The sequence below is a fragment of the Candidatus Thiothrix putei genome, from assembly GCA_029972225.1.
Lineage (GTDB): Bacteria > Pseudomonadota > Gammaproteobacteria > Thiotrichales > Thiotrichaceae > Thiothrix > Thiothrix putei.
The window spans coordinates 1,846,054-1,865,671 of sequence record CP124756.1 but is presented as its reverse complement, the minus strand read 5'-3'; the positions used below and the strand labels follow the sequence as shown (position 1 = coordinate 1,865,671).

Annotated in this window: 19 protein-coding genes and 2 pseudogenes; 8 read left to right on the top strand and 13 right to left on the bottom strand. The window is 55.6% G+C overall.

Annotated features, from left to right (window positions below; genetic code table 11):
- The first annotated feature begins 75 nt into the window (after positions 1–75).
- From QJT81_09615 to QJT81_09590, 6 genes are all read left to right on the top strand, one after another.
- Positions 76–1,188, top strand: a complete 1,113-nt coding sequence (locus QJT81_09615) for a VWA domain-containing protein (GenBank protein ID WGZ96208.1) — start codon at positions 76–78, stop codon at positions 1,186–1,188.
- Positions 1,189–1,267: 79 nt separating this feature from the next.
- Positions 1,268–1,888 carry a TetR/AcrR family transcriptional regulator gene (locus QJT81_09610; protein WGZ96207.1) on the top strand — a complete coding sequence of 207 codons (621 nt, stop codon included), beginning with the start codon at positions 1,268–1,270 and terminating at the stop codon, positions 1,886–1,888.
- On the top strand, positions 1,885–3,057 hold the full coding sequence (locus tag QJT81_09605; GenBank protein WGZ96206.1) for an efflux RND transporter periplasmic adaptor subunit: 1,173 nt from the start codon (positions 1,885–1,887) through the stop codon (positions 3,055–3,057). The genes QJT81_09610 and QJT81_09605 overlap by 4 nt, the downstream gene beginning before the upstream one ends.
- The gene (locus QJT81_09600) at positions 3,054–4,247 is read left to right on the top strand and encodes an ABC transporter permease (protein WGZ96205.1); all 1,194 of its coding nucleotides are present in this window, start codon (positions 3,054–3,056) and stop codon (positions 4,245–4,247) included. Before QJT81_09605 ends, QJT81_09600 begins: the two co-directional genes overlap by 4 nt.
- A gap of 2 nt (positions 4,248–4,249) precedes the next feature.
- Positions 4,250–4,957 (top strand): ABC transporter ATP-binding protein, encoded by a 708-nt coding sequence (locus QJT81_09595; GenBank protein ID WGZ96204.1) that lies wholly within the window; start codon positions 4,250–4,252, stop codon positions 4,955–4,957.
- Complete coding sequence (locus QJT81_09590; protein WGZ96203.1) at positions 4,954–5,463, top strand: hypothetical protein; 510 nt, start codon at positions 4,954–4,956, stop codon at positions 5,461–5,463. The genes QJT81_09595 and QJT81_09590 overlap by 4 nt, the downstream gene beginning before the upstream one ends.
- Before the next feature lie 4 nt (positions 5,464–5,467).
- On the opposite strand, the pseudogene QJT81_09585 reads toward QJT81_09590, so the two are convergent.
- Positions 5,468–6,988, bottom strand: a pseudogene (locus tag QJT81_09585) (IS66 family transposase).
- Between the two features lie 21 nt (positions 6,989–7,009).
- Here QJT81_09585 and QJT81_09580 point away from each other — a divergent pair.
- Positions 7,010–8,106, top strand: a pseudogene (locus tag QJT81_09580) (IS630 family transposase).
- Here the strand turns inward: QJT81_09580 and QJT81_09575 are convergent.
- The 3 genes from QJT81_09575 to QJT81_09565 are packed head-to-tail and all read right to left on the bottom strand — an operon-like array spanning position 8,093 to position 8,879.
- Positions 8,093–8,218 carry a hypothetical protein gene (locus QJT81_09575; protein ID WGZ96202.1) on the bottom strand — a complete coding sequence of 42 codons (126 nt, stop codon included), beginning with the start codon at positions 8,216–8,218 and terminating at the stop codon, positions 8,093–8,095. The pseudogene QJT81_09580 and the gene QJT81_09575 overlap by 14 nt on opposite strands.
- A complete protein-coding gene (gene tnpB, locus QJT81_09570) occupies positions 8,215–8,589 on the bottom strand; it encodes an IS66 family insertion sequence element accessory protein TnpB (protein WGZ96201.1) in 375 nt (124 codons plus the stop codon). Before tnpB ends, QJT81_09575 begins: the two co-directional genes overlap by 4 nt.
- Positions 8,589–8,879 carry an IS66 family insertion sequence element accessory protein TnpB gene (locus QJT81_09565; protein WGZ96200.1) on the bottom strand — a complete coding sequence of 97 codons (291 nt, stop codon included), beginning with the start codon at positions 8,877–8,879 and terminating at the stop codon, positions 8,589–8,591. The genes tnpB and QJT81_09565 overlap by 1 nt, the downstream gene beginning before the upstream one ends.
- A gap of 43 nt (positions 8,880–8,922) precedes the next feature.
- Between QJT81_09565 and QJT81_09560 the strand changes: the two genes are divergently transcribed.
- Complete coding sequence (locus QJT81_09560; protein WGZ96199.1) at positions 8,923–9,525, top strand: tellurite resistance/C4-dicarboxylate transporter family protein; 603 nt, start codon at positions 8,923–8,925, stop codon at positions 9,523–9,525.
- Positions 9,526–9,531: 6 nt separating this feature from the next.
- Here QJT81_09560 and QJT81_09555 read toward each other — a convergent pair whose 3' ends face one another.
- From QJT81_09555 to QJT81_09515, 9 genes are all read right to left on the bottom strand, one after another.
- Positions 9,532–10,533: an IS481 family transposase gene (locus tag QJT81_09555; protein ID WGZ96198.1), complete on the bottom strand. Its 1,002-nt coding sequence runs from the start codon at positions 10,531–10,533 to the stop codon at positions 9,532–9,534.
- Positions 10,534–10,652: 119 nt separating this feature from the next.
- Positions 10,653–11,357, bottom strand: coding sequence for a polysaccharide biosynthesis/export family protein (locus QJT81_09550; GenBank protein ID WGZ96197.1), 705 nt, complete (start codon positions 11,355–11,357; stop codon positions 10,653–10,655).
- Entirely contained in the window at positions 11,354–12,529 is a 1,176-nt protein-coding gene (locus QJT81_09545; protein ID WGZ96196.1) for a nucleotidyltransferase family protein, read from the bottom strand. Before QJT81_09545 ends, QJT81_09550 begins: the two co-directional genes overlap by 4 nt.
- A complete protein-coding gene (locus tag QJT81_09540) occupies positions 12,526–13,662 on the bottom strand; it encodes a hypothetical protein (protein WGZ96195.1) in 1,137 nt (378 codons plus the stop codon). Before QJT81_09540 ends, QJT81_09545 begins: the two co-directional genes overlap by 4 nt.
- 8 nt (positions 13,663–13,670) lie before the next feature.
- A complete protein-coding gene (locus QJT81_09535) occupies positions 13,671–13,934 on the bottom strand; it encodes a hypothetical protein (protein WGZ96194.1) in 264 nt (87 codons plus the stop codon).
- A 37-nt stretch (positions 13,935–13,971) separates the two neighbouring features.
- On the bottom strand, positions 13,972–15,336 hold the full coding sequence (locus QJT81_09530) for an O-antigen ligase family protein (protein ID WGZ96193.1): 1,365 nt from the start codon (positions 15,334–15,336) through the stop codon (positions 13,972–13,974).
- Positions 15,326–16,585: a hypothetical protein gene (locus QJT81_09525; GenBank protein ID WGZ96192.1), complete on the bottom strand. Its 1,260-nt coding sequence runs from the start codon at positions 16,583–16,585 to the stop codon at positions 15,326–15,328. The genes QJT81_09530 and QJT81_09525 overlap by 11 nt, the downstream gene beginning before the upstream one ends.
- Positions 16,582–18,924 (bottom strand): polysaccharide biosynthesis tyrosine autokinase, encoded by a 2,343-nt coding sequence (locus QJT81_09520; protein WGZ96191.1) that lies wholly within the window; start codon positions 18,922–18,924, stop codon positions 16,582–16,584. The genes QJT81_09525 and QJT81_09520 overlap by 4 nt, the downstream gene beginning before the upstream one ends.
- Positions 18,925–18,945: 21 nt before the next feature.
- On the bottom strand, positions 18,946–19,521 hold the full coding sequence (locus QJT81_09515) for a hypothetical protein (GenBank protein WGZ96190.1): 576 nt from the start codon (positions 19,519–19,521) through the stop codon (positions 18,946–18,948).
- Positions 19,522–19,618 lie beyond the last annotated feature (97 nt).

Genomic DNA, 19,618 nt, shown 5'->3' with positions numbered 1-19,618 from the left:
GCGCCTCCCGAATCCAACTCCAACAGCCAAGCCCCCGCCGCCAGCAGCAAACGCCAACGCGCCGAACGCACCGACATGCCCGACGGCAACAGCGGCTTATTACTATTCCGCCTTGAAAGCCTGTTTTCCTGGACAGAATACACCCCCGTTAACCGCACCACCGACGAAGACCCCAACGACGATGCCGCCCGCGCTGCTGAAGACATGGACGTGATCACCGTAGCGCGTGACCGCAAAGCCAGTTCCCAGAAAATCAAACTCGATCTGGATTTACCCAACGCCGAGTACGACGACCTTCCGCAAGGGGAAGGCATCCCCCTCCCCGAATGGGATTATCGCAAGCAACGCCTGTTGCCCAACCATTGCCGTCTGCAAGTCATGCTGCCACGCGGGGCGCAAGAACTCGCCTTGCCCGTCCATTTGCAAGCCCCCGCCCGCAAACTACGCCGCCGCTTTGAAGCCCTGCAACCGCGCCGCGAATGGCGCAATCACCAGCAAGACGGCACAGAACTCGACACCGATAGTTACATCCTGCACCTCACCGAACACCAGCGCGGGCAAGTCGATATGCCAATGGTCTACCGCGATTGCCGTGAACAAGGGCGTGATTTGTCGTGTCTGTTGCTGGCGGATTTTTCCATGTCCACCGACAGTTGGGTCAGCAATACTGCGCGGGTGGTGGACGTGGTGCGTGACGCGCTGATCCTGTTTGCCGAAAGCCTGAGTGCCACCCGCGACCGTTTCGCCCTTTACGGCTTTAACTCGCTCAATCGCCAGAACGTGCGCTTTTACCACCTGAAAAAGTTTACCGAACGCTACGACGGGCAAGTACGCGGACGCATTATGGCTACCCAACCCGGCTATTACACCCGCATGGGTGCTGCGATCCGCCACGCCACGCAATTGCTGGAAGCCGAGCCTTCGCAGCAAAAACTGCTATTGCTGCTGACCGATGGCAAACCCAACGACCTCGACATTTACGAAGGGCGTTACGGGCTGGAAGACACGCGCATGGCGTTACAGGAAGCGCGGCGCAAAGGCTTGAAACCGTTTTGCGTCACCATCGACGATAAGGCGGAAGATTATTTGCCGCGTCTGTTTGGGCAAAACGGCTGGGTGCTGGTGAAAAAGGCGGAAGAGTTGCCACAGAAATTGCCGCAGTTGTATGCCTTGCTGACCGGGCGATAAACACAGGGATTGCATTTCGCACGTGTCCGCCGTACTATGTTAGTAAGTACTCGCTAACATAAACACTGGAATACCTGCCATGAATGCTGCCACCGTTTCCCTACGCCAACCGGCACAAGCCCGCCAAGCCGAAATGGTGCAGGCAGTGCTAAATCTGGCGGCACAACAAGAACCCGCCAGCATTACCACCACCGACATTGCCAAAGCGGTCGGCTTGAGCCAAGGCGCAGTCTTTCGTCACTTTCCCAATAAACAGGCGATTTGGTTGAACGTGGCGCAATGGCTGGAAGCCACCTTGCTGCCCTTGGTGCAAACGGCGGCGCAAGCATCCCCCGACCCGCTCACCAGTCTGGACAATATTTTCCACGCCCACCTGCAATTTGTGCAGGAAAACCCCGGTGTGCCGCGCTTCATTTTCCACGAGTTGCAGCAACCCGCCGCTTCCCCCGTCAAGCAGCAAGTCGCGGCGATGTTGCAAACCTACAGCGGCATTCTGATCCGCGTACTCCAGCAAGCCAAAACCGCTGGGCAAGTCTCGCCAAGTCTGGATGAACGCAGTGCTGCCACCTTATTCATCGGCTCGATTCAGGGCTTGGTGATGCAAGCCATGTTGCTGGGTTCAAGCACCAGCATTCAGCCCATGATGGCGGGGGTATGGGCATTGTATTTAAGTGCTATCCGTCAGGAGGTTGCGCCATGACATCGCCGTTATTGAAAAAAATCTTGTTACCGCTGATTGTCGTGGTGGTGCTGGGCGGTTTTGGCTGGGTCGTGACCCAACAAGGGTCAATGGCAGCCACCCGCATCACGGTAGCGACGGTGACAAACCAAGCCATCAGTGCCAGCGTGTTTGGCATTGGTACGGTGGAAGCGCGTTACAACTACCGCATCGACCCCACGGCTGCGGGGCGCGTCCAGCAAGTGTTGGTCGATGTCGGCGACAGCGTGCAAGCGGGGCAAACCTTGGCAATCATGGATTCGGTTGACCTGGATTCCCGCATTCAAGCCGCTGGTTTAGCCGCCGAACGCGCCACTGCCAGCATCGCCAGTGCCAACGCGCAAACCAAGGAGGCGAACGCCCGTTTCACCCTTGCCCAGCACGAAGCCCAGCGTCAGCAAATCCTTGCCGCCAAAGCACTCGTCAGCCAAAGCAGCAGCGATGCCCGTCAGCAAGATTTAGCCGTTGCCAACGCCGCTGTGGAAGCCAGCCATGCCGCCGCCGCTGTCGCCAAAAAGGAACAGCAACGCCTGCAAGCCGAACAGCAAGCCTTGCGCCAACAACAAGCCAACCTCACCCTGACCGCGCCCGTTGCAGGCATGATCACCAGCCGCGATGCCGAACCGGGCACAACGCTGGTTGCAGGTCAGGCGGTTCTCACCCTTGCTGACCCGCAAAGCTACTGGGTCAAAGCCCGCATCGACCAACGCCTTGCCTTGGGTTTACAAGCGGGGCAAACGGCAAGCATCACCCTGCGTTCTGCCCCGCAACAAGCCTTACCCGGCAAGCTGGTACGCATCGAACCGTTAAGCGATAGCGTCACCGAAGAACGCCTTGTCGGCATCGCGTTCACCCCTGTTCCCGCTGCGTTATCCTCTGGCGAACTGGCGGAAGTCACCCTGCAAACCGGACAAAAAGATTCCGCGCTGGTGATTCCCAACGCCGCCATTCAGCAACAAACGGGGCAATCCGGCGTATGGAAACTCAACCCTGACAACAGCCTGCAATTCACCTCTGTGCAAACTGGCATCCATTCGCTCGACGGTCAGGTAGAAATCCTCAGCGGCTTGCAGGCGGATGACACCATCGTGGTCTACACCAGCAGCGCCCTCAGTGCTGATAGCAAAATCAAAGTGGTAGAGAAACTATGATCAGCCTTGCCGCCCGTGACATTGCGCATTCGTGGTCAAAATACGTCCTCACTGGCATTGGCTTGGGTTTGCTGATCGGGGTCACGCTGTCGATGGCGGGGATTTTTCGTGGCATGGTGGATGACGCGCAGGTGTTATTGCGCAACAGTCAGGCGGATGTATGGGTGGTGCAAAAAGATACCCAAGGGCCTTACGCCGAATCGTCCAGCCTGCCCGACGATGTTTACCGCAGCATTTTGGGAATGCCGGGGGTGCAACAAGCCGCCAATGTCACCTATTTCACCATGCAAGTGCAGCATCAGGGTAAGGATACCCGCGTCATGGTCGTCGGTTTCGGGTCGGGGCAACCGGGTGCGCCGCCGTCACTGATTGCCGGACGGCACGTGACCCGTTCGCATTACGAAGCCGTGGCGGACGTGAAAGCCGGTTTCAAGCTGGGCGAAAAAATCCGCATTCGCCGCAACGAGTACACCATTGTCGGCTTGAGCCAACGCACGGTATCGTCCGGCGGCGACCCGATGGTGTTTATCCCGCTGGCGGATGCACAAGCGGCACAATTCCAAAAAGACAACGACGCGATTGTGAGCGGGCGTGAACGTACCGCCGCCAACCCCGCTTTCAACCGCCCCAACGTGCCGGGTTTGCTGGAAGCGGTGCAGATGAGCCAAACCACCAGCCACAACGTCAATGCCGTGCTGGTGCAAGTGCGGGCGGGGTGGGATGCGGCGCAACTGGCGGCAGACATCCAACGCTGGAAACACCTGCAAGCCTACACCTACGCCGACATGGAAGAGATTTCGGTGAAAAAACTGATTGCCACCTCCGCCAAGCAAATCGGCTTGTTTCTCGTCATCCTCACCATTGTCAGCACCGCGATTGTATCGTTCATCATCTACACCATGACGCTGGGCAAAATCCGCGAAATTGCGGTGTTGAAGCTGATCGGCACGCGCAACAGCACGATTTCGTGGATGATTTTGCAGGAATCCCTCGGCTTGGGGCTGGTGGGTTTCATTATCGGCAAAACGGTGGCGACCTTGTGGGCACCCGTTTTCCCCAAATACGTCTTGCTGTTACCGCTGGATGCTGTGCTGGGGCTGCTGGTGATCGTGGTGGTGTGTACGCTGGCGAGCGTCATGGCGATTCGCGCCGCGTTAAAAGTTGATCCCGCTGAAGCCATAGGAGGCTGAACATGGCAGATAACACCACTCCGGCGATTGAATTACGCGGCTTATGCAAACGTTACGGCAGCGGCGACACGGCGGTGGATGCGCTCAAAGGCGTGGATATGCGCATTGCCCCCGGCGAAGTCGTTGGGCTGGTCGGCCCCAGCGGTTCGGGCAAAAGTACCTTGCTGAAATGTCTGGGCGCAGTGATTGACCCGACCGCAGGGCAGATGTTTTTGGGCGGCGAAGCCATTTTCGATGGGGTATGGAAGGTGAAAGATTTACGCACCTTACGCCGTGACCGCATCGGCTTTGTGTTCCAAGCCCCGTACCTGATCCCGTTTTTGGACGTGACCGACAATGTGGCGCTGTTGCCGATGCTGGCGGGCAAATCCAACAAGGAAGCCCGCCGCCGTGCGTTGGAATTACTCGAAGCTCTCGACGTAGCCCATCGCGCCAAATCCAATCCGGCACTGCTCTCCGGTGGTGAACAACAGCGCGTGTCGATTGCGCGGGCGTTGGCAAATAATCCGCCAGTAATTCTTGCCGACGAACCCACCGCGCCGCTGGATGGCGAACGGGCATTAGCGGTGGTAAAAATCCTCAACGACATGGCGCAACAGCATCAAACCGCGATTATTGTGGTCACGCATGATGAGAAGATTATTCCGACCTTTAAACGGCTGTATCATATTCGCGATGGCAAAACGTATGAGGAAAGTGTGGGTACATGAACAATGCGCTAGAAAATCTAAAAGATAACAATACCCTGCGCTGGCTGGAAGGCTTGCCACCCGGCTACTTCGCAGTAGCAATGGCGAGCGGCATCTTGAGCATTGCGTTTGACATGATCGGGCAAACGCTGCTGGCGGAGGGGCTATTCATGGCAGCGTTGCTGACATGGGTCATCATGCTGGGTTTGAGTGCTTGGCGTTTATGGCGTTTCCCGCAAGCGGTGAAAATCGACTTGTTGAATATCCGGCGGGTATTTGCGTTTTTTACGCTGGTGGTATCGACCAATGTGGTGGGGATTTTGCTGCATCAACACGGCTACCCGCAATTGGCGTTGGCGTGTTGGGCGTTTGCCTTTGTGGTGTGGTCATTGCTGTTGTACCTGAGTTTTAGCGTGCTGACGTTTTTGACGCATCCGCATACCGTGAATGTGGTGCATGGTGACTGGCTGACCTCGATTATTGCCACGCAATCGCTGGTATTGTTGGGGGTGATGGTTGCGCCGTAAACGGTCATTCTAGCCCGTCGTTGATATCCGCAAACAAATCCGAGCGCAATGGCTTATCCGCAAACCGTTGTTTCCAACATCTTGGCGTAAGGTCTTGCACCTGAGAAGCGGGATGCTCACTAACGCGCAACAGAACATCCATCAGATAGACATACGGGTTAATGTCATGCAGGCGGCAGGTGGTGATCAGGCTTTGGATGATGCCCACGTGTTCCGCGCCGAGTTCTGTCCAGCAGAACAACCAGTTTTTCCTGCCCATGGGGATGGGCCGCAGGGCGCGTTCGATGTGGTTGGTATCCATTGGCACGTCGGGATCTTCCAGAAACACGCGCAGTTCGTGTTCGCGGCGGATGACATAACCAAGGGCTTTGGTCAGCGGGTTGGAGGGGACTAAATCGGTACGTTGTAATTGGGTTTGGCACCATTCAAAGAACTGGTCGACCAACGGCTTGCTGTGGGTGAGGCGGTAGGTACGTTTGGCTTCCCCGTCGAGTTTTTTCTCGTTAATCTGGGCTTCGTGCTGATAGAGTGCCGCGATAGTGTCAAGGGCTTGGCGTACTGCTTGTGGTTCAGTAGTTTCGGCGGCAATGAAGGTGCGACGGCTGTGTACCCAGCATTGGGCATGGGTAATCTTGTCATTGGCGTTGACGTAACTGGCATAAGCACGGTAACCGTCGCTGAGCAGTGTGCCGCTGAACTGTTGGCGAAGGGTCTTTTCAATGTGTTGCCGCCCACGGCTGGCGGAGAAGGTGAAGACGATTTCGTCCTGATCCCCGTACAGCGGCCAGAAGTAGCCTTGCTTCATCTTGCCGTTGCCTGCGGGGCTGGCTTTGATGGGGGTTTCGTCCATCGCCAGCAGCTTGCTTTGCAGTACACTGGCGAGTTGCGCTTCGGCAATGGGTTTGAGCAGGTCGATGGCACGTTTCACCGCATTGGTCAGCGTCGTGCGGCTGAGGGTGATCCCCGCTTGGGTCAGGCGTTGGTGCTGGCGGTACAACGGCAGGTGGTACTGGAACTTGTCCACCAACATCCCCACCAAAAAGCTGACATCGGTGACACTACGTTCCAGCACGTTGGCGGGTGCAGGGCTGGGAAGCGGTGGGTTGCTGAGCGAAGCCGAAGCACTGCCCTTGCGTTTGATGACGGGGCGCTCGTATTGCAGGATCAGGTAGCTGGCAGGGCGTTGCGCCACCCGATGAGTCACCTGGGTGCCGATCACCTCATACTGGTCAGCCTCTTCCCCCTGAAGTTCCGGCGGGGTGAGGTGAATCACCTTGACCGGGACATCGGCGGTAAAGCGTAACCCGCTGTCATTCACGCAGTCATCGGGGCGCAGCTTGGGGGCTTTGCCGCGTTGGTAGGTGACGGTAATGCTTTCACCCTCGGGTGCGGCAACTGGGGCGACTGCGGGGGCAAACAACGGCAACTGCGCCACCGGTATCTCAACCGGACGCTTTTCCGATTTGCTGCCAAAGACATGTTGCCTGAACCACGCCAATTGGCGTTTCAATTCAGCTATACTTTGCCCGTGAATAGCTGTTGAATAATGAGAAGCCCTCAAGCAAAGTACGGCTGTTATTGGCAACCGGTCGTCCTTTCCATGATCCAGATAGACTTCAGCGAATCCGATCAAACCGCCTTGAATGAGGGGCGTTACCGCCATGCCCACCCTCGCGTCCGCCAACGGATGGAAGTGTTGTGGCTAAAAAGCCAGGGAATGGCGCATGGGGACATTGAACGGCTGGCACAGGTGAGTTCAACGACGGTCACCCGTTATTTGAAACGTTACCAACAAGGTGGGATCGCTGCCTTGGAACAACTGGATTTCCGTCGCCCAACCCGCCGGTTGGAACCTTTCCGTGAGTCCCCTGAAGAAACATTTTGAGAAGCATCCACCGACCCGGATCAGTCAGGCGATCGCTGATATACAGCGCTTAACCGGCCTTGAACTCAAGCGGGAAGCCGTGCGGCTATTCCTGCATGACTTGGGTTTGTCCGTCAGGAAGGTGGGGATGATACCGGCGAAAGCCGACCCTGCTGCCCAGGAGACTTTTAAAAAAAGAGCTGGAGCCGCGTCTTGAGGAGGCCAAGGCCGGAAAACGCGCCGTTTTCTTTGTCGACGCCGCCCATTTTGTCCTGGCCCCGTTTCTGGGGTTCCTGTGGTGTTTCACCCGGCTGTTCATCCGCGCCCCTGCCGGACGCCAGCGCTACAATGTCCTCGGTGCGTTGAATGCAGTCACCCATGAACTGGTCACCGTGACCAATGACAGTTACATCAACTCCCAAAGTGTTTGTCAGTTGCTTCGGCAAATCAAGGCATTGGCCCTGGATGTCCCGGTGACCTTGGTGATGGACAATGCCCGTTACCAGCGCTGTAGCCTGGTACAAACATTCGCCCAAACACTCGGGATCGAACTGTTGTTCCTACCCGCTTATTCCCCCAACCTGAACCTGATTGAGCGCCTCTGGAAGTTTGTGAAGAAGGAATGCCTGTATTCACGTTACCATGAAAACTTTACCGCGTTTGCGCAGGCCATTGATGCCTGTTTGGCACAAACCCACACTACGCATAAAAAAGCCTTGGACTCCTTGCTGACTCTCAACTTTCAGACCTTTGAGGAATCTGCAATTATGGGCGGTTGAAGTATATATCCTGTTTCAGGGCAGCATTTTCCTCACGCAACGCCAGCATTTCCGCCACAATCGGCGGCATGGGAACGCTGGTGTCAGACGGGGTGGATAGCTTTAAAATCATGGGCTTATTGTACCAGAATGTGGCTGCACAGGATACTGATAACGCTTGAATTGTCTGGATTTTTGCACCTCAATGCCCGCCAAAATCAACTGCAAATCCGTCCGGGTCAGTTCGCGCTGCCCGCTGGTTGTCGGCTGCACCCGGTATTGCCCCTGCTCCAGGCGTTGGCTCCATAAGCAATAGCCGCTGGGTTCAAAATAGAGGATCTTCATCTGGGTTTTACGCAGGTTCACAAACACGAAATAATGCCCACTCAGGGGATTTTGCCCTAACTGGTTTTTCACCAAAGCGGTCAGCCCCGTAAAGCTTTTGCGCATGTCGGTGGCTTGGGTGCATAGCCAGATGCGGGCGGTGGCTGCGGGGGCAAACATCAGCGTTGGCTCAGGCGTAGTTCAACACCATTCCCCAAACTCAGCACAATGTGCCAGCCTTGCCCCAGCGCGGCATGACCCGCCGATAATGCTCCCAAGTCGATGAAGGTATTGGCGGGAACGGCTGGTTCCTCCACGCCATCTGCGGAGCGTAGACGCTGCCGCCATTGGCAAAAACTGGCGTAACCGATACTGTGCTGTTCACAAAATGCCGGGGCGGATAAGCCGCTGGCTTGCCATTGGCTGATGAGGGTTTGCCATTCGCTGGCACGGCGGTGAGGGCGTTTCATTGAGGTTTCCTTCGGTTGTTCAGGTTGGAAACCAGTTTAGGACGTGGAAATCGCGAGGGCTAGACGTGCTGAAATGGTCGCTTACGTTGCGCCGGATTTGGGCATTTACACCGATTACATGCTGGTGGAAGTGCATTTGCTGTGGCTGCTGGGGCTGGTGTTATACGGGATTTTTGTCACCTTATTTTGCTACCGGATATTCTTCCAGCGATTTCAGCCGGAAGACACTTCACCCTTGTTGTGGGTCATTATGGGTGCAGCGGCGGCAGGGGTGAATGCCGGAACGGTGTTATTGCAAACCTCGCCTAGCCTGCACTTTTTACAAGCCTTGCACCCGTTTATTGATGGCGTAGCAATGTTGTTGTGGTCGTGGGCAACTTGGTGGATTCCGATGCTGGTGATCTTTGGGGTATGGAAGCACGGGGTGAAACGTTACCCGCTACGCTACGAACCGGCGATGTGGAGCATGGTGTTTCCGCTGGGGATGTACGCGGTTGCCAGTTATCGCTTGGGTTTGGCGGCGGAGTTTCCACCGTTGCAGTGGATTTCACTGCTGATCGTGTGGGTGGGGTTTGCGGTGTGGTGTTTGGTATTGCTGGGGTTGATTTATACGGTTTACATCAAGGTTATGAGTGAGCGGACTTGATCTGAATCAATGTCCCCCGCGCCCCGATGGCCTAACCTTGCGCGTGTTAAGTCCCGACAGATCATATGCTTTCTTTTTGAATAAATCTGGCTTCTTTTTCTGCCATTCTTTGAGTGCTTGAATAGGGGTTTTGTATCCCAGTGCTTTCTGGGGAATGCAGTGGTTGTAAAGCCGTTCATAATGTTTGATCGCCTCAGCCAATTCATTGGATGAGGCGAAACGGGTGGTTTGCAACAAGTCGCTGATACGCCCGTTGAAGCGTTCCACCATGCCGTTGGTTTGGGGGTGGCGTGGTTTGGTGAGGCGGTGTTCAGCCTTGATGCGTTCACAGGCTTTGTCGAATTTGTGCTTGCCAGTGGGGTCACGTTCGCCTTTACGGGTAAAGCGGTCGGTGAATTCCTTGCCATTGTCGGTCAGCACGTATTGCACCTTGATGGGGAAGCGTTGCTCCACCTTACTCAGAAAATCCGCCGTGCTGGCAGCGGTTTTGTCTGGGTAAATGGCAAGGCACACCATGCGACTGGCGCGGTCAATGGCGACATACAGGTATTGGTGTTCTTTCTCGTCGGGCATCTTCGGCAAGTATTTGATGTCAATATGGATATAGCCGGGCTCGTAGTCCTTGAACACCTTTTTCGGTGGCGGATCTTCGCCGTACAGTTCCCGCTTCATCACCGCCAAGTTGGCAATCCCATGACGGCGCAGGCAGCGGTCAATACCCGAACGGCTGGCGTCGGCATTGATGTATTCCTGGGTGATGTGGGTCAGGTCATCCAGCGACAACAGCAGGGTCTTGCGCAGCTCCACCACCAGCCATTCCTGTGCTTCGGTCAGCGTGGTGTGCAGCGTATCGGGGCGGTGCGATTTGTCGGTCATCTCCTCACGGTTCTGCCATTTGCGGATCGTCAGGCGGCTGACATTGTATTGCTTCGCCAGCGCTGCTTGCGTGAGTGGCGACGCCTTGATTTCGCTGCGTAATTTCGGGGTTGTACGTGCTTCGGGGTGCAAGTTTCATGTACGCTTTGCCTGATAACCATGAGTGGATAAGATGCCTTCAAGGATAGCCCGCGCTTTGAAGAGTGGGTAGCTCCTTGAGGGAATATGATCCCATGGGATATGACAAAGCGTTAACGCACCAAACCGTTCAAAGTCGTAAGCGGGTTCAGCAGTGTACCCGCCTCGCGTAACCAATAGCGGCTGTCGGAACGGTGTACCACAATGCGGTCATCGTTGCGTACATAGGGGTCAGCCAGCTTGCCGCCCCGAATGGCACCTAAATCAATTAAATAACCCTTGCTTTGTTCCCCGTCGCGGCGGAACAGAACCACTTTATCCGTAGCCGCTAGAGCGCTAGGGCCACCACCCAACGCCATCGCTTGTAATACCGTCACCTGACCACTAATGGGGTAAATGCCGGGTTTGCTGACTTCGCCTTCGAGCGTGATCCGCTGTGAGGTGCGTTCTTTTATGAAGACGGTTATTTGCGGATTTTTGAGCAGCCGCTTGCTGACAAACAGTTCGGCCAGTTTGGTTTCGGTGGCACTCTGGGTTAAGCCGTTGACAGCAACTTTCCCCAGCAATGGCAGTGTAATATTGCCGTCGGCATCCACCCGCACTTCGCGGGAAAGTTCATCCGCCCGGAATACCTTGATGTCGAGCAGGTCAGAATCGCCAATACGGTAATCTTCCGCTTGGGTGGTCGTCGCATCCAGCCCGCTAATCGTGGCTGAAGGGGTGGTGCTGATGGCGGGGCTACTGCTGCATCCAGTGCCTGAGAGGGTGAGGATGGCGATAGCCAATGCCACACGGGGTGTATGCTTGTTGCTGTTCATACTTTCTTACGTCCTCCAACGACGGCACTGAGAACTTTGGGGATCAGGTTCCGATACCACTCTGCTTTGGTGAGGTTATGTTTGAGGAAGGTGGGGTTAACCAATTGCTTGGCGGCGAAGCTAAACAACGAGGCAAACGCCACCCAACGGCGGCGTTTGAGTGAAGCAGGGTCTCCGAGCATTTTCCCCACTATATCCTGCAAGTGGGCAGCGGCTTGACCTGGCAGCGGCGGCATCAAGGCAGCAGGTGGGCTATCGCCAAACAGCTCCGCCAACAAGGTAAATTGCAGGTGGGCTTGAGTCGCCTGTTTGCCGAGGACAGCAGCGAAGCGGCTTGCCAGTTCCGTATCTCCCGCAAGGCGGTGCAATAAGGCAGATTGTTCCGCCAATTGACGCAAATCAGGTCTGGCTGTCGCGTCAAGATCGCTGTGGAAATGGTGAATCTGATTGTACAGCAGCAATTGCCAAGGATGATTGTAGTAAAAGCGCACCCCATCACGCTCGGCAAGATTAAGCTGGTCAGGGTTAAATACCGCATCCATCAGATTCGGGTATAGCAGGGCAAAATTGGGGTGGCGGTGAATTTCCACATAACCACGCCCACTGGGGTGGTAAAGCGGTTTAAGCTGGTGATGCGCCTCATCGTCTTCCGCCGCTTGCGCTAACTGATTATCCTGATAATAACCGGCTTGCAACAAGGCTCGCTTGGCGGTTTGCGCTTGCTCTTTGGCAACCAGCAAATCAATGTCACGGATCAGGCGTGATTCCGCATCCGGCATCAACCCCATCAAGGCATGAGCGCCTTTGAGCAGGCAAGGGGTAATCGCCGCTTGATTGAGGATAGCCACCGTTTGCAGCAAGATTTGCCGATGCTGGGCGTTGCGTTCGGCATTGGCTGCATGGATAACCTGCAAGGCAGCGATGAAATCGGCGGGGCAATACGCCTCAAGCTGCTTTTCGCGGATGCGCGAGTACAACAACGTCGCAACCAACGTTTCATCCGCCAGAGCATAAGTGAACATCCAGTTGAGGCTGGCAAGGTCGCAATCATGGCGCAGATCGTCAGCGGTGCGGCTCAGACTGAGGGCAGACAACACAAAGCCGAAAGTGTTATGCAGCAGCGGGTGGAAGCTGTCATGCGTGCGCAAGCGGGTGTGGATGGCAGTGGTCATGCGGTGTCCTTCGGAAGGTGAGTTTGCAGAATAAGGGTTTCGATCAGGGCAACGGCTGCCGCACCATCACTGTAGACCACACGGTACGCTGGGATGGCTGCCAACCAGCTCAGCACCCGTTGCAGGTAAGGTCGGGTCAGCGGGTGGGTGAAAAATGGCTGGGCAGTGATGAAATGTTGCAGCTTTTCGGTCTCGCTCAGGGCTTGGGTGGTGATACCTGCCTGACCCTGCCGGTATTCGGGAACGACCATCAGGCTAACCCACAGGCGTTCCCCGGCGGCGCACCGCCCGTTAGATAACGGGAGATGCTTCATCTGTTGCCCGTCACTGCGGGTATGGGCAGGGTAAGTGTGCAAGGCTGGGTAGTGCTTGCTCAAGACCTCCCATGCACCGGATTTGATTTTCAGCGGTTGCTGGATCGCGGTAATGCTGCCGTCATGGTTCACCGGCACGATGTCATCGTTGATGAGTTGGCAACCGTGCTGCAACAGCATCGCGGTGAGGGTGCTTTTGCCTTTACCCGCAGCAGCAGGCATCAGCACCGCTGCACCTTGGCATTGCACCGCAGCAGCATGGCACACCAGCAGGCGCGGTTCTTCGTGGGTAGCGATTTCGCCTATCAAAAAGACCGCCGTGATGACCGCATCGTCAAAGCTGGGGCAATCTGCCTGATGCTGCCCGTCTTGCCACAGGGTATAAGTGGCTTGAGCCGGGTCAAACGCAATGTGCAAATGCGCTGTTCCGACACTGGGCGGCGGCGGCACAACACCGGGGTAGAGTGTTTGCAGGTAATCATGCAGCGCCTGCTGGTTGGTGGTCACGCACACCGTGTCAAGGGCGGGTTGGAAGTAATGGCTGAAGTGGGGGGTATCCGTAGCGGGCTGGGCAACACCCAGCAAACCGAGTTGCACCCATTGCGCTTGCAACGCCGCCACATCGCGTTGGCAGTCTGCGGCGGGGTTTGCCTCAGCCAGCGCCGCCGCAATGTCGCTGGCAGCGATACCCGCCTGCAACGCCTCCCAGATCATGAAGGTTGCCTTATCGGGAACGTGCAGCGCATCCCCCATCCGCTGGAACAGGAATTGGGTATCGCCGTGACACAGTGATTGCACAAATAGGCTGGCAGTGTTCATATGCTGAACTAGTCTGGGACGCAACCAAACACCGTACACCTGCACCCAGCGTAAGAACCCTTACTACAGGAGCCGATAAAGGGGAGGCAACTAGCCTTTGCGCAGTATGCGGCAGAAGCCGCTGTGGCGGTCTGTGCGGTCAGCAGGGTCGCTGTGCTGACACTGGTAACAGCCGCGTATTTACCCAGCTTTTTCAGGAACTCGCGGCGAGCCAGTGCATCCGCCGCCAAGGCTTGGGCTTCCGGGGATTGGGGGTCAAATTTATCGGTCATGACGAATCTCCTACGGTTATTAATGAGAAATGTATTGTCAACCATTGAGTTTAGTTGATCTGTTGGTTACGGCACAATCTGCCCCGCCCAAGTGCAAAAATACCCCTGACAAAAATGCGAAAAACACCGCATTGGCAGGTGTGTGGAACACAAAATCCAGCAAACCATGCAGCATCAGCAGCAATACGCCCAAGCCTGCCGCCGTTTGCATAAAGCGGAAGGCATCCCACGCCCGCCCACGCAGTCGCCACCAGCCATAGCCATACACCAGTAGCGCCAGTGACAACAACACTACACCCAGCATCCCGGTTTCAAACAGCCATTCCAGATAATCGTTATGCACATGGTTAATAAACTGCGGCAAATCTGGTGGTTGAAACCCTAAAAACACCGCCTGAAACGTGCCAGGGCCACTACCCAGCGGGAAAAATTCACGGATCGCCTGCCAAGTGACGGCAAAGGTATGCCACCGCACATCGGTTAACGGGTCAACAGCAAAGCGGTTGAGTACCGGGATTAGCCCAATATCTGCCGCCACCGCGCCAGCAACCACCAGCGTTACGGTACCGATGCCAACCGAACGCCGCCCACCCAAATGCCGAGAAAACACCCCCGCCAACAGCAAGATAGCCAACATCACCAGCACAACCCCGGTACGGGAACGCGCAAACACCCCCGCCAACAGCAGCAATAGCCCCAATAAAAAGTAAGCCCCCGCACGGTGCATACCTGACAACCGACTCAAGCCTCCTTCCCGCCTAGGGTCGCCAGACTGGGCATAATACGCGGTCAACGCCAACGCCATCGGCAACGCCATCACCATCAACGCGGCAAAATGGTCGGAGTTGGCATACGTCCCCACTGCCAGATAACGGGCGGCTTCCACCCCCCCGCTGAATGCCCATGCCGCCCCAGTGCCATACTGGAACAGCCCCAGCAACGCCTGCACCACCGCCATCAACAGGAACGCATACACCAGCCATTTCACCCGCTGCACCGGCAATAGCAAGACCGCCAACAGCATCCCCAACACCGGCAACAGTGCCAGCAACGACGACAGCGTGCGTTGTGGCAGCAACGACAGGGTAAGGTAAGGCGACTTGCCCGCCTGTTCCAAAATATCCAGACTTTGCGCGTATAACGCCCGCCCCGGCAATTGCCGCCACCACTCTGCCGGAATCGGTAGCAAATACACCAATGGCAGCAGCACCATGCTCACCAGCAACACCTTCAGCAGCAAGGGGATACGGCGCGGCGGTGCAGGTGTCCACAATGCCAGCAGCAACAGCAGCCCGCCCAACAGTTCCAGCACCAACAGGGCAGACATTAGCCGCCCACTGCGCATCAGCGGCGCAAAACACAACAGAGCAAGACTCACACCAAACAGGGCATTAAGGCGCATCAGGGCTGATCTCCACCGCATCAAACCAAATATCCCCAGCAAACACCTGCTCATGCAAACGGGGGCTACTGGCTTCGAGGCGCAATAATTGCACCGGGCAATCCGCCGGAATCTTGACGGTAGCCTGCAAAGCCTTCCACGGGGTGACATCGCGTAACACAGCAGATTCTGCTAATACCCGCTGCTCATCAGCTACACAGCGTATCCGCCATTGCAAGCCTTTGAGGGTACTCATCCGGTCAATGCGGTAACGGAAACGCCAAGTGTATTGCCCAGGGGGTAATACCAGCCGCTGCCATACGTGCTGGACGTTAAGGTGTGTGGCATCCCGCAAGATCAGACGCAATGAGTGCTCGCCTTGCGTATCAAACGTTGCCTGCTGTTTGATGCTGAGCAATTCGTGCGGGATAAAAAACCAGTCGAAGCCGGTATTGTGCCGCTCCCCTTCAAATCCCCCGTCATACACCAACCCCTTGAATGGCGTGTAGTCTGCGGGCAGATTTTCCAGCCACACTTCCCGCGCTTCACGCCATTGCTGCCGCTGGGTCAGGTAGTGAATATATTGGGCCGTTTGGGTTTCCGGCAAGCGATACCCGCCCACTAATGGCTGCTGGTATAACGCTGCCAGAGCATCAGGCGGGGTCTGCGAGTCTTGCAAGATATGGCTGAAAAAAGCAGGCCACCACGCGGGCGGTTTCGCCATCAGGGGGGTAAATAAGGGGCGGGTGGTAGCGGCATTCAGCCACCACCCGTGCAATACAGGGAAAAAGGCGGCTTGCATGGAGCCATCGCGGGTCATCAGCACATCCAGCGCCGCCAGTTGCTTAGGCAGATTCCCCACGCTGCCCCAGAATGCAGCAAGGTATACTTGTGTCGTGTCTTGTGCCTTTGCCAATTGCCCTGCATAGGTCGCTAATGCTTGGGCTTGTTGGATTTGCCCCTGACGGTTGGCAAGGTTGGCAAGGCGCACTATCGCCTTGCCGCTGCTGACATCCACGGCCAGCGCGTTGTGTGCGAAGGTTTGTGCTTGTGCCAAATCGCCGCTGACTTCCGCTTGTTGTGCCCGTTGCAACCAGTCCTGAGCATCGAGTGTTTGCCAACCGATACCACTGTGCGCGAGTGGGCGACCGGAATCGGGGTAATCTTCCGGCCCGACCTTGGCAGTACGGTAGCTGGCGCTGATTACCAAGGCAGTTCCCACTAGCAGCACCAGTAGCAGGCGGCGCAGCAACAAGGTGGGGGAAATCACCGGCTGACTGTTTCTTTTGGAGGCAGTGATGCCGCATCGCCATAATGGTAGTGATAGCTATCATGCGAATCTTGGGGATTTTTACTCATGGTAATCCCAATGACATTGGCTTGTGCCTGATTCAAGCGATTGATAGCCGTTTTGAGGTTACGCATCCGTACTTGTTTGGTCGCCACGACCATCAGGGTGGCTTGGGTGTTATGCCCTATGATGAGTGCATCTGCCAAGCCCAATACTGGGGGTGAGTCAAGAATAATCACATCAAACGGGCAAGCAGGCGCATAGGCAAACGCCCTTAACTCTGCCATACGGAGGCTATGCAGCAATTCCACAGGGTTAGGGGCTGGAGGGCCTGCGGTAATGACTTCCACCCCATCTAATAGGCAGGGTTGGATTAACGACTGCAAGTTTTCCTGCCCAATCAGGTAGTGGGAAAAGCCCTTAATATTCGCTATCTTTAAGTGTTTGTGGATGGTCGGTTTGCGTAAGTCAGCGTCTATCAATAGCACCCGTTTCCCCGTCTGGGCAAAGGCTGTGGCGAGATTGATGGCGGTTGCTGTTTTCCCCTCTGCTGCTTCGGTACTGGTAATATTCAGGAGGCGTGGCATACCAGAACGGGTAGCCAGCATCAAGTTGGTACACAGGGAACGGCTGGCTTCAGCGACAGCGGACGCGGGTTTTTGTTGAGTCAACAGTGCATAGTTGTGCCCATCCAGTTGCTTACGGTGCAGAGCAGGCAGTATCCCCAATAATGGCACGTTGCCGACGTGGCGTTCCAGTTCCTCGAACACTTTCACCCGGTCATCCAAGTATTCCCATAGAAAAGCCACCGCGATCCCCAAGACTAACCCCAGCAAAGCTCCGCTTAACAAGTCCTTGCGGGTGTCCGGTTTGTAAGGGGAGGAGGGGATTAACGCGGAATCCACGACCGCCACATTGCTGGTGGTGGCAAGCCCTGCCACGCTGACCTCCTTGACCCGTTGCAGCAGTGCCTCATACAGCCCCCGGCTGATTTCCACTTCACGCTGCAAGGTGTTGTAACCGATCCCGCTGTTTTGGTTGCTGAGCAAGTCGACCTTGTATTGTTTGACATCGGCTTGGAGTTGGTCTTCTTTTTGCTTTGCAGCCAGATAATTGGCTTTGAGTGTGGTGCTGGCAACTTGGGTTTCTGACTGGATTTCCTGCTGGATATTGTTTTCCAGCAGGGTCATCTGGTTACGCAGTTCCTGCATGACCGGGTAGCCATCATCGTAAATACCGGACTTTTCCTGATACTCAACTTGCAATTTGGTAAGGGATTGCTTGAGGGCATCAAGCGCGGGGTTGGTCTGTGCCTTGGTTTGCACACTGCTGAGCTGGGCTTGTTGGTAGGCGCTTTCAGCCGCAATGCGCTCTTTGCGGGCTTCCATCAAGGCTTCGTTGGCACTGTTAAGCTGTTGGGCGATCAAGGGTTGCTTGTCGCCAAGATTATAGATGGCTTTCTTTTCTGCGTATTGTACGAGTTCAGTTTCAGCCGTTTCGAGTTTGCTTTTGGCTTGAACCAATTGCTCTTGCAGGAATTTTTCCGCATGGCGGGTAGAAGCCGTGCGCCGTTCCAGACTCATGTTGATATAAGTGTCAGCAATCCCATTGGCAATCGCTGCCGCCAACTTGGGGTCAGCATCGTCGTATGTCACCGTGACGACTTGTGACTCCTCAACAGGCTCAATCTTCCGGCTTCCCATGAAACGGGAAACTGCCGGATTTTCGGTTTCCCCCTCGCTTTCTGTGTTATTGACAACCTCAGCATTCTTTGGCTCGTCTGGCGTTGTCGGTAGCAACGCATCCCGCCATGAACGCAGCGTTTGTTTCACAGCGGCTAAGGTTTCGGCATAAAAAGGCTGGGCGACAGGAATAACTGGGGCGTTTGCCTGTGCAAAGCGGCTTTCCAGCCCCATTCTGTCAATGACTTGCTCAGCCAGTGTCCGGCTTCTCAGCAATTCATACTGGGTTTGGTAAAACAGCGAGGCCGCCATGTAATCGGCCATCCCTTGGGCTTCGACCCCGAAATTCAACACCCGCTGTTCTTCTGGGCGAAGTTCTAGCGTGATAGTCGCTTGATAAATGGGAGTTTTGCCTAATGCGCCCAAGGCATTGATGATAAAAACGCTCAAGAACACCAGCAGGATGGTGATTTTGTGGCGTTTCAGCGTTAACCAGATGGCACGCAGGTCAATGCCGCCAGCGTCATCTTGTCCCGCAGCATCAGCCAGTAAGGTGGAAAAAGCAACAGGCTGCGATGGTTGGGCAGCCAATGCCTGCCTTGGCTGAACCCCGTTATTTTGTGGGAGGTTTTTCATTATAAACAATACCGTGCTGTGTTATGGACTGATATTACCACCCGTATCCCCGCTGCTACTGCCATTACTAGCACCACCCAAAACCCCGGCTGTAACCAATGCGCCACCGATTAACACATAGGTCATGTTGATAGTGCCGACTGTGCCAAGTGCCCCAGCACCGACACCCGCTACACCACCGGGCACATACAGCCCTGGAGCTGTGCAGGAGTCTACATCGCTACGGGTTTCAATAATGATTTCCGCACCTTCCCGATTAATATGGGCGGCTTCTTTGGCTGCCCATGCTGCCAATGCTGGCGGCAAATGGGGGACATTGTTCAATGTACCCCGCCCTACCCGTGTTGCCAGCCGTTCTAGTGTGAGCTTCGCGGCTGTGCCATGTTCCGCTATCTTGTTTTGTACAATATCCGCAAGGAATTGTGGGACTTGATTACCATAGGCATATTCTTTAGCAATGCACTCCAGCACTTGCTGCGCCACGTTAAAGGCAGGCTGGTGCAAATCTTCCGCCGCATACACTGCCGATGAGCAGAACAAACTGCCAGCTAAGGATAAGGTAAGCACTACTTTGCTCAAGGGGTTATGGCATGTCATGGGATATATCCTCCTATAAGATCATGGCTCAATATGCGTTTCAGGGTCTTGTTTTCCCCGGCATTGCAAACGTGATGGATAGCGGTAAAGTTAGTCA

What these genes read in the sequence shown, in the direction of transcription:
- QJT81_09615 (WGZ96208.1), top strand. Translation starts at nt 76, where the DNA reads ATGCCCGACGGCAACAGCGGCTTATTACTATTCCGCCTTGAAAGCCTG.
- QJT81_09610 (WGZ96207.1), top strand. Translation starts at nt 1,268, where the DNA reads ATGAATGCTGCCACCGTTTCCCTACGCCAACCGGCACAAGCCCGCCAA.
- QJT81_09605 (WGZ96206.1), top strand. Translation starts at nt 1,885, where the DNA reads ATGACATCGCCGTTATTGAAAAAAATCTTGTTACCGCTGATTGTCGTG.
- QJT81_09600 (WGZ96205.1), top strand. Translation starts at nt 3,054, where the DNA reads ATGATCAGCCTTGCCGCCCGTGACATTGCGCATTCGTGGTCAAAATAC.
- QJT81_09595 (WGZ96204.1), top strand. Translation starts at nt 4,250, where the DNA reads ATGGCAGATAACACCACTCCGGCGATTGAATTACGCGGCTTATGCAAA.
- QJT81_09590 (WGZ96203.1), top strand. Translation starts at nt 4,954, where the DNA reads ATGAACAATGCGCTAGAAAATCTAAAAGATAACAATACCCTGCGCTGG.
- QJT81_09575 (WGZ96202.1), bottom strand. Translation starts at nt 8,218, where the DNA reads ATGATTTTAAAGCTATCCACCCCGTCTGACACCAGCGTTCCCATGCCG.
- tnpB (WGZ96201.1), bottom strand. Translation starts at nt 8,589, where the DNA reads ATGTTTGCCCCCGCAGCCACCGCCCGCATCTGGCTATGCACCCAAGCC.
- QJT81_09565 (WGZ96200.1), bottom strand. Translation starts at nt 8,879, where the DNA reads ATGAAACGCCCTCACCGCCGTGCCAGCGAATGGCAAACCCTCATCAGC.
- QJT81_09550 (WGZ96197.1), bottom strand. Translation starts at nt 11,357, where the DNA reads ATGAACAGCAACAAGCATACACCCCGTGTGGCATTGGCTATCGCCATC.
- QJT81_09545 (WGZ96196.1), bottom strand. Translation starts at nt 12,529, where the DNA reads ATGACCACTGCCATCCACACCCGCTTGCGCACGCATGACAGCTTCCAC.
- QJT81_09540 (WGZ96195.1), bottom strand. Translation starts at nt 13,662, where the DNA reads ATGAACACTGCCAGCCTATTTGTGCAATCACTGTGTCACGGCGATACC.
- QJT81_09535 (WGZ96194.1), bottom strand. Translation starts at nt 13,934, where the DNA reads ATGACCGATAAATTTGACCCCCAATCCCCGGAAGCCCAAGCCTTGGCG.
- QJT81_09530 (WGZ96193.1), bottom strand. Translation starts at nt 15,336, where the DNA reads ATGCGCCTTAATGCCCTGTTTGGTGTGAGTCTTGCTCTGTTGTGTTTT.
- QJT81_09520 (WGZ96191.1), bottom strand. Translation starts at nt 18,924, where the DNA reads ATGAAAAACCTCCCACAAAATAACGGGGTTCAGCCAAGGCAGGCATTG.
- QJT81_09515 (WGZ96190.1), bottom strand. Translation starts at nt 19,521, where the DNA reads ATGACATGCCATAACCCCTTGAGCAAAGTAGTGCTTACCTTATCCTTA.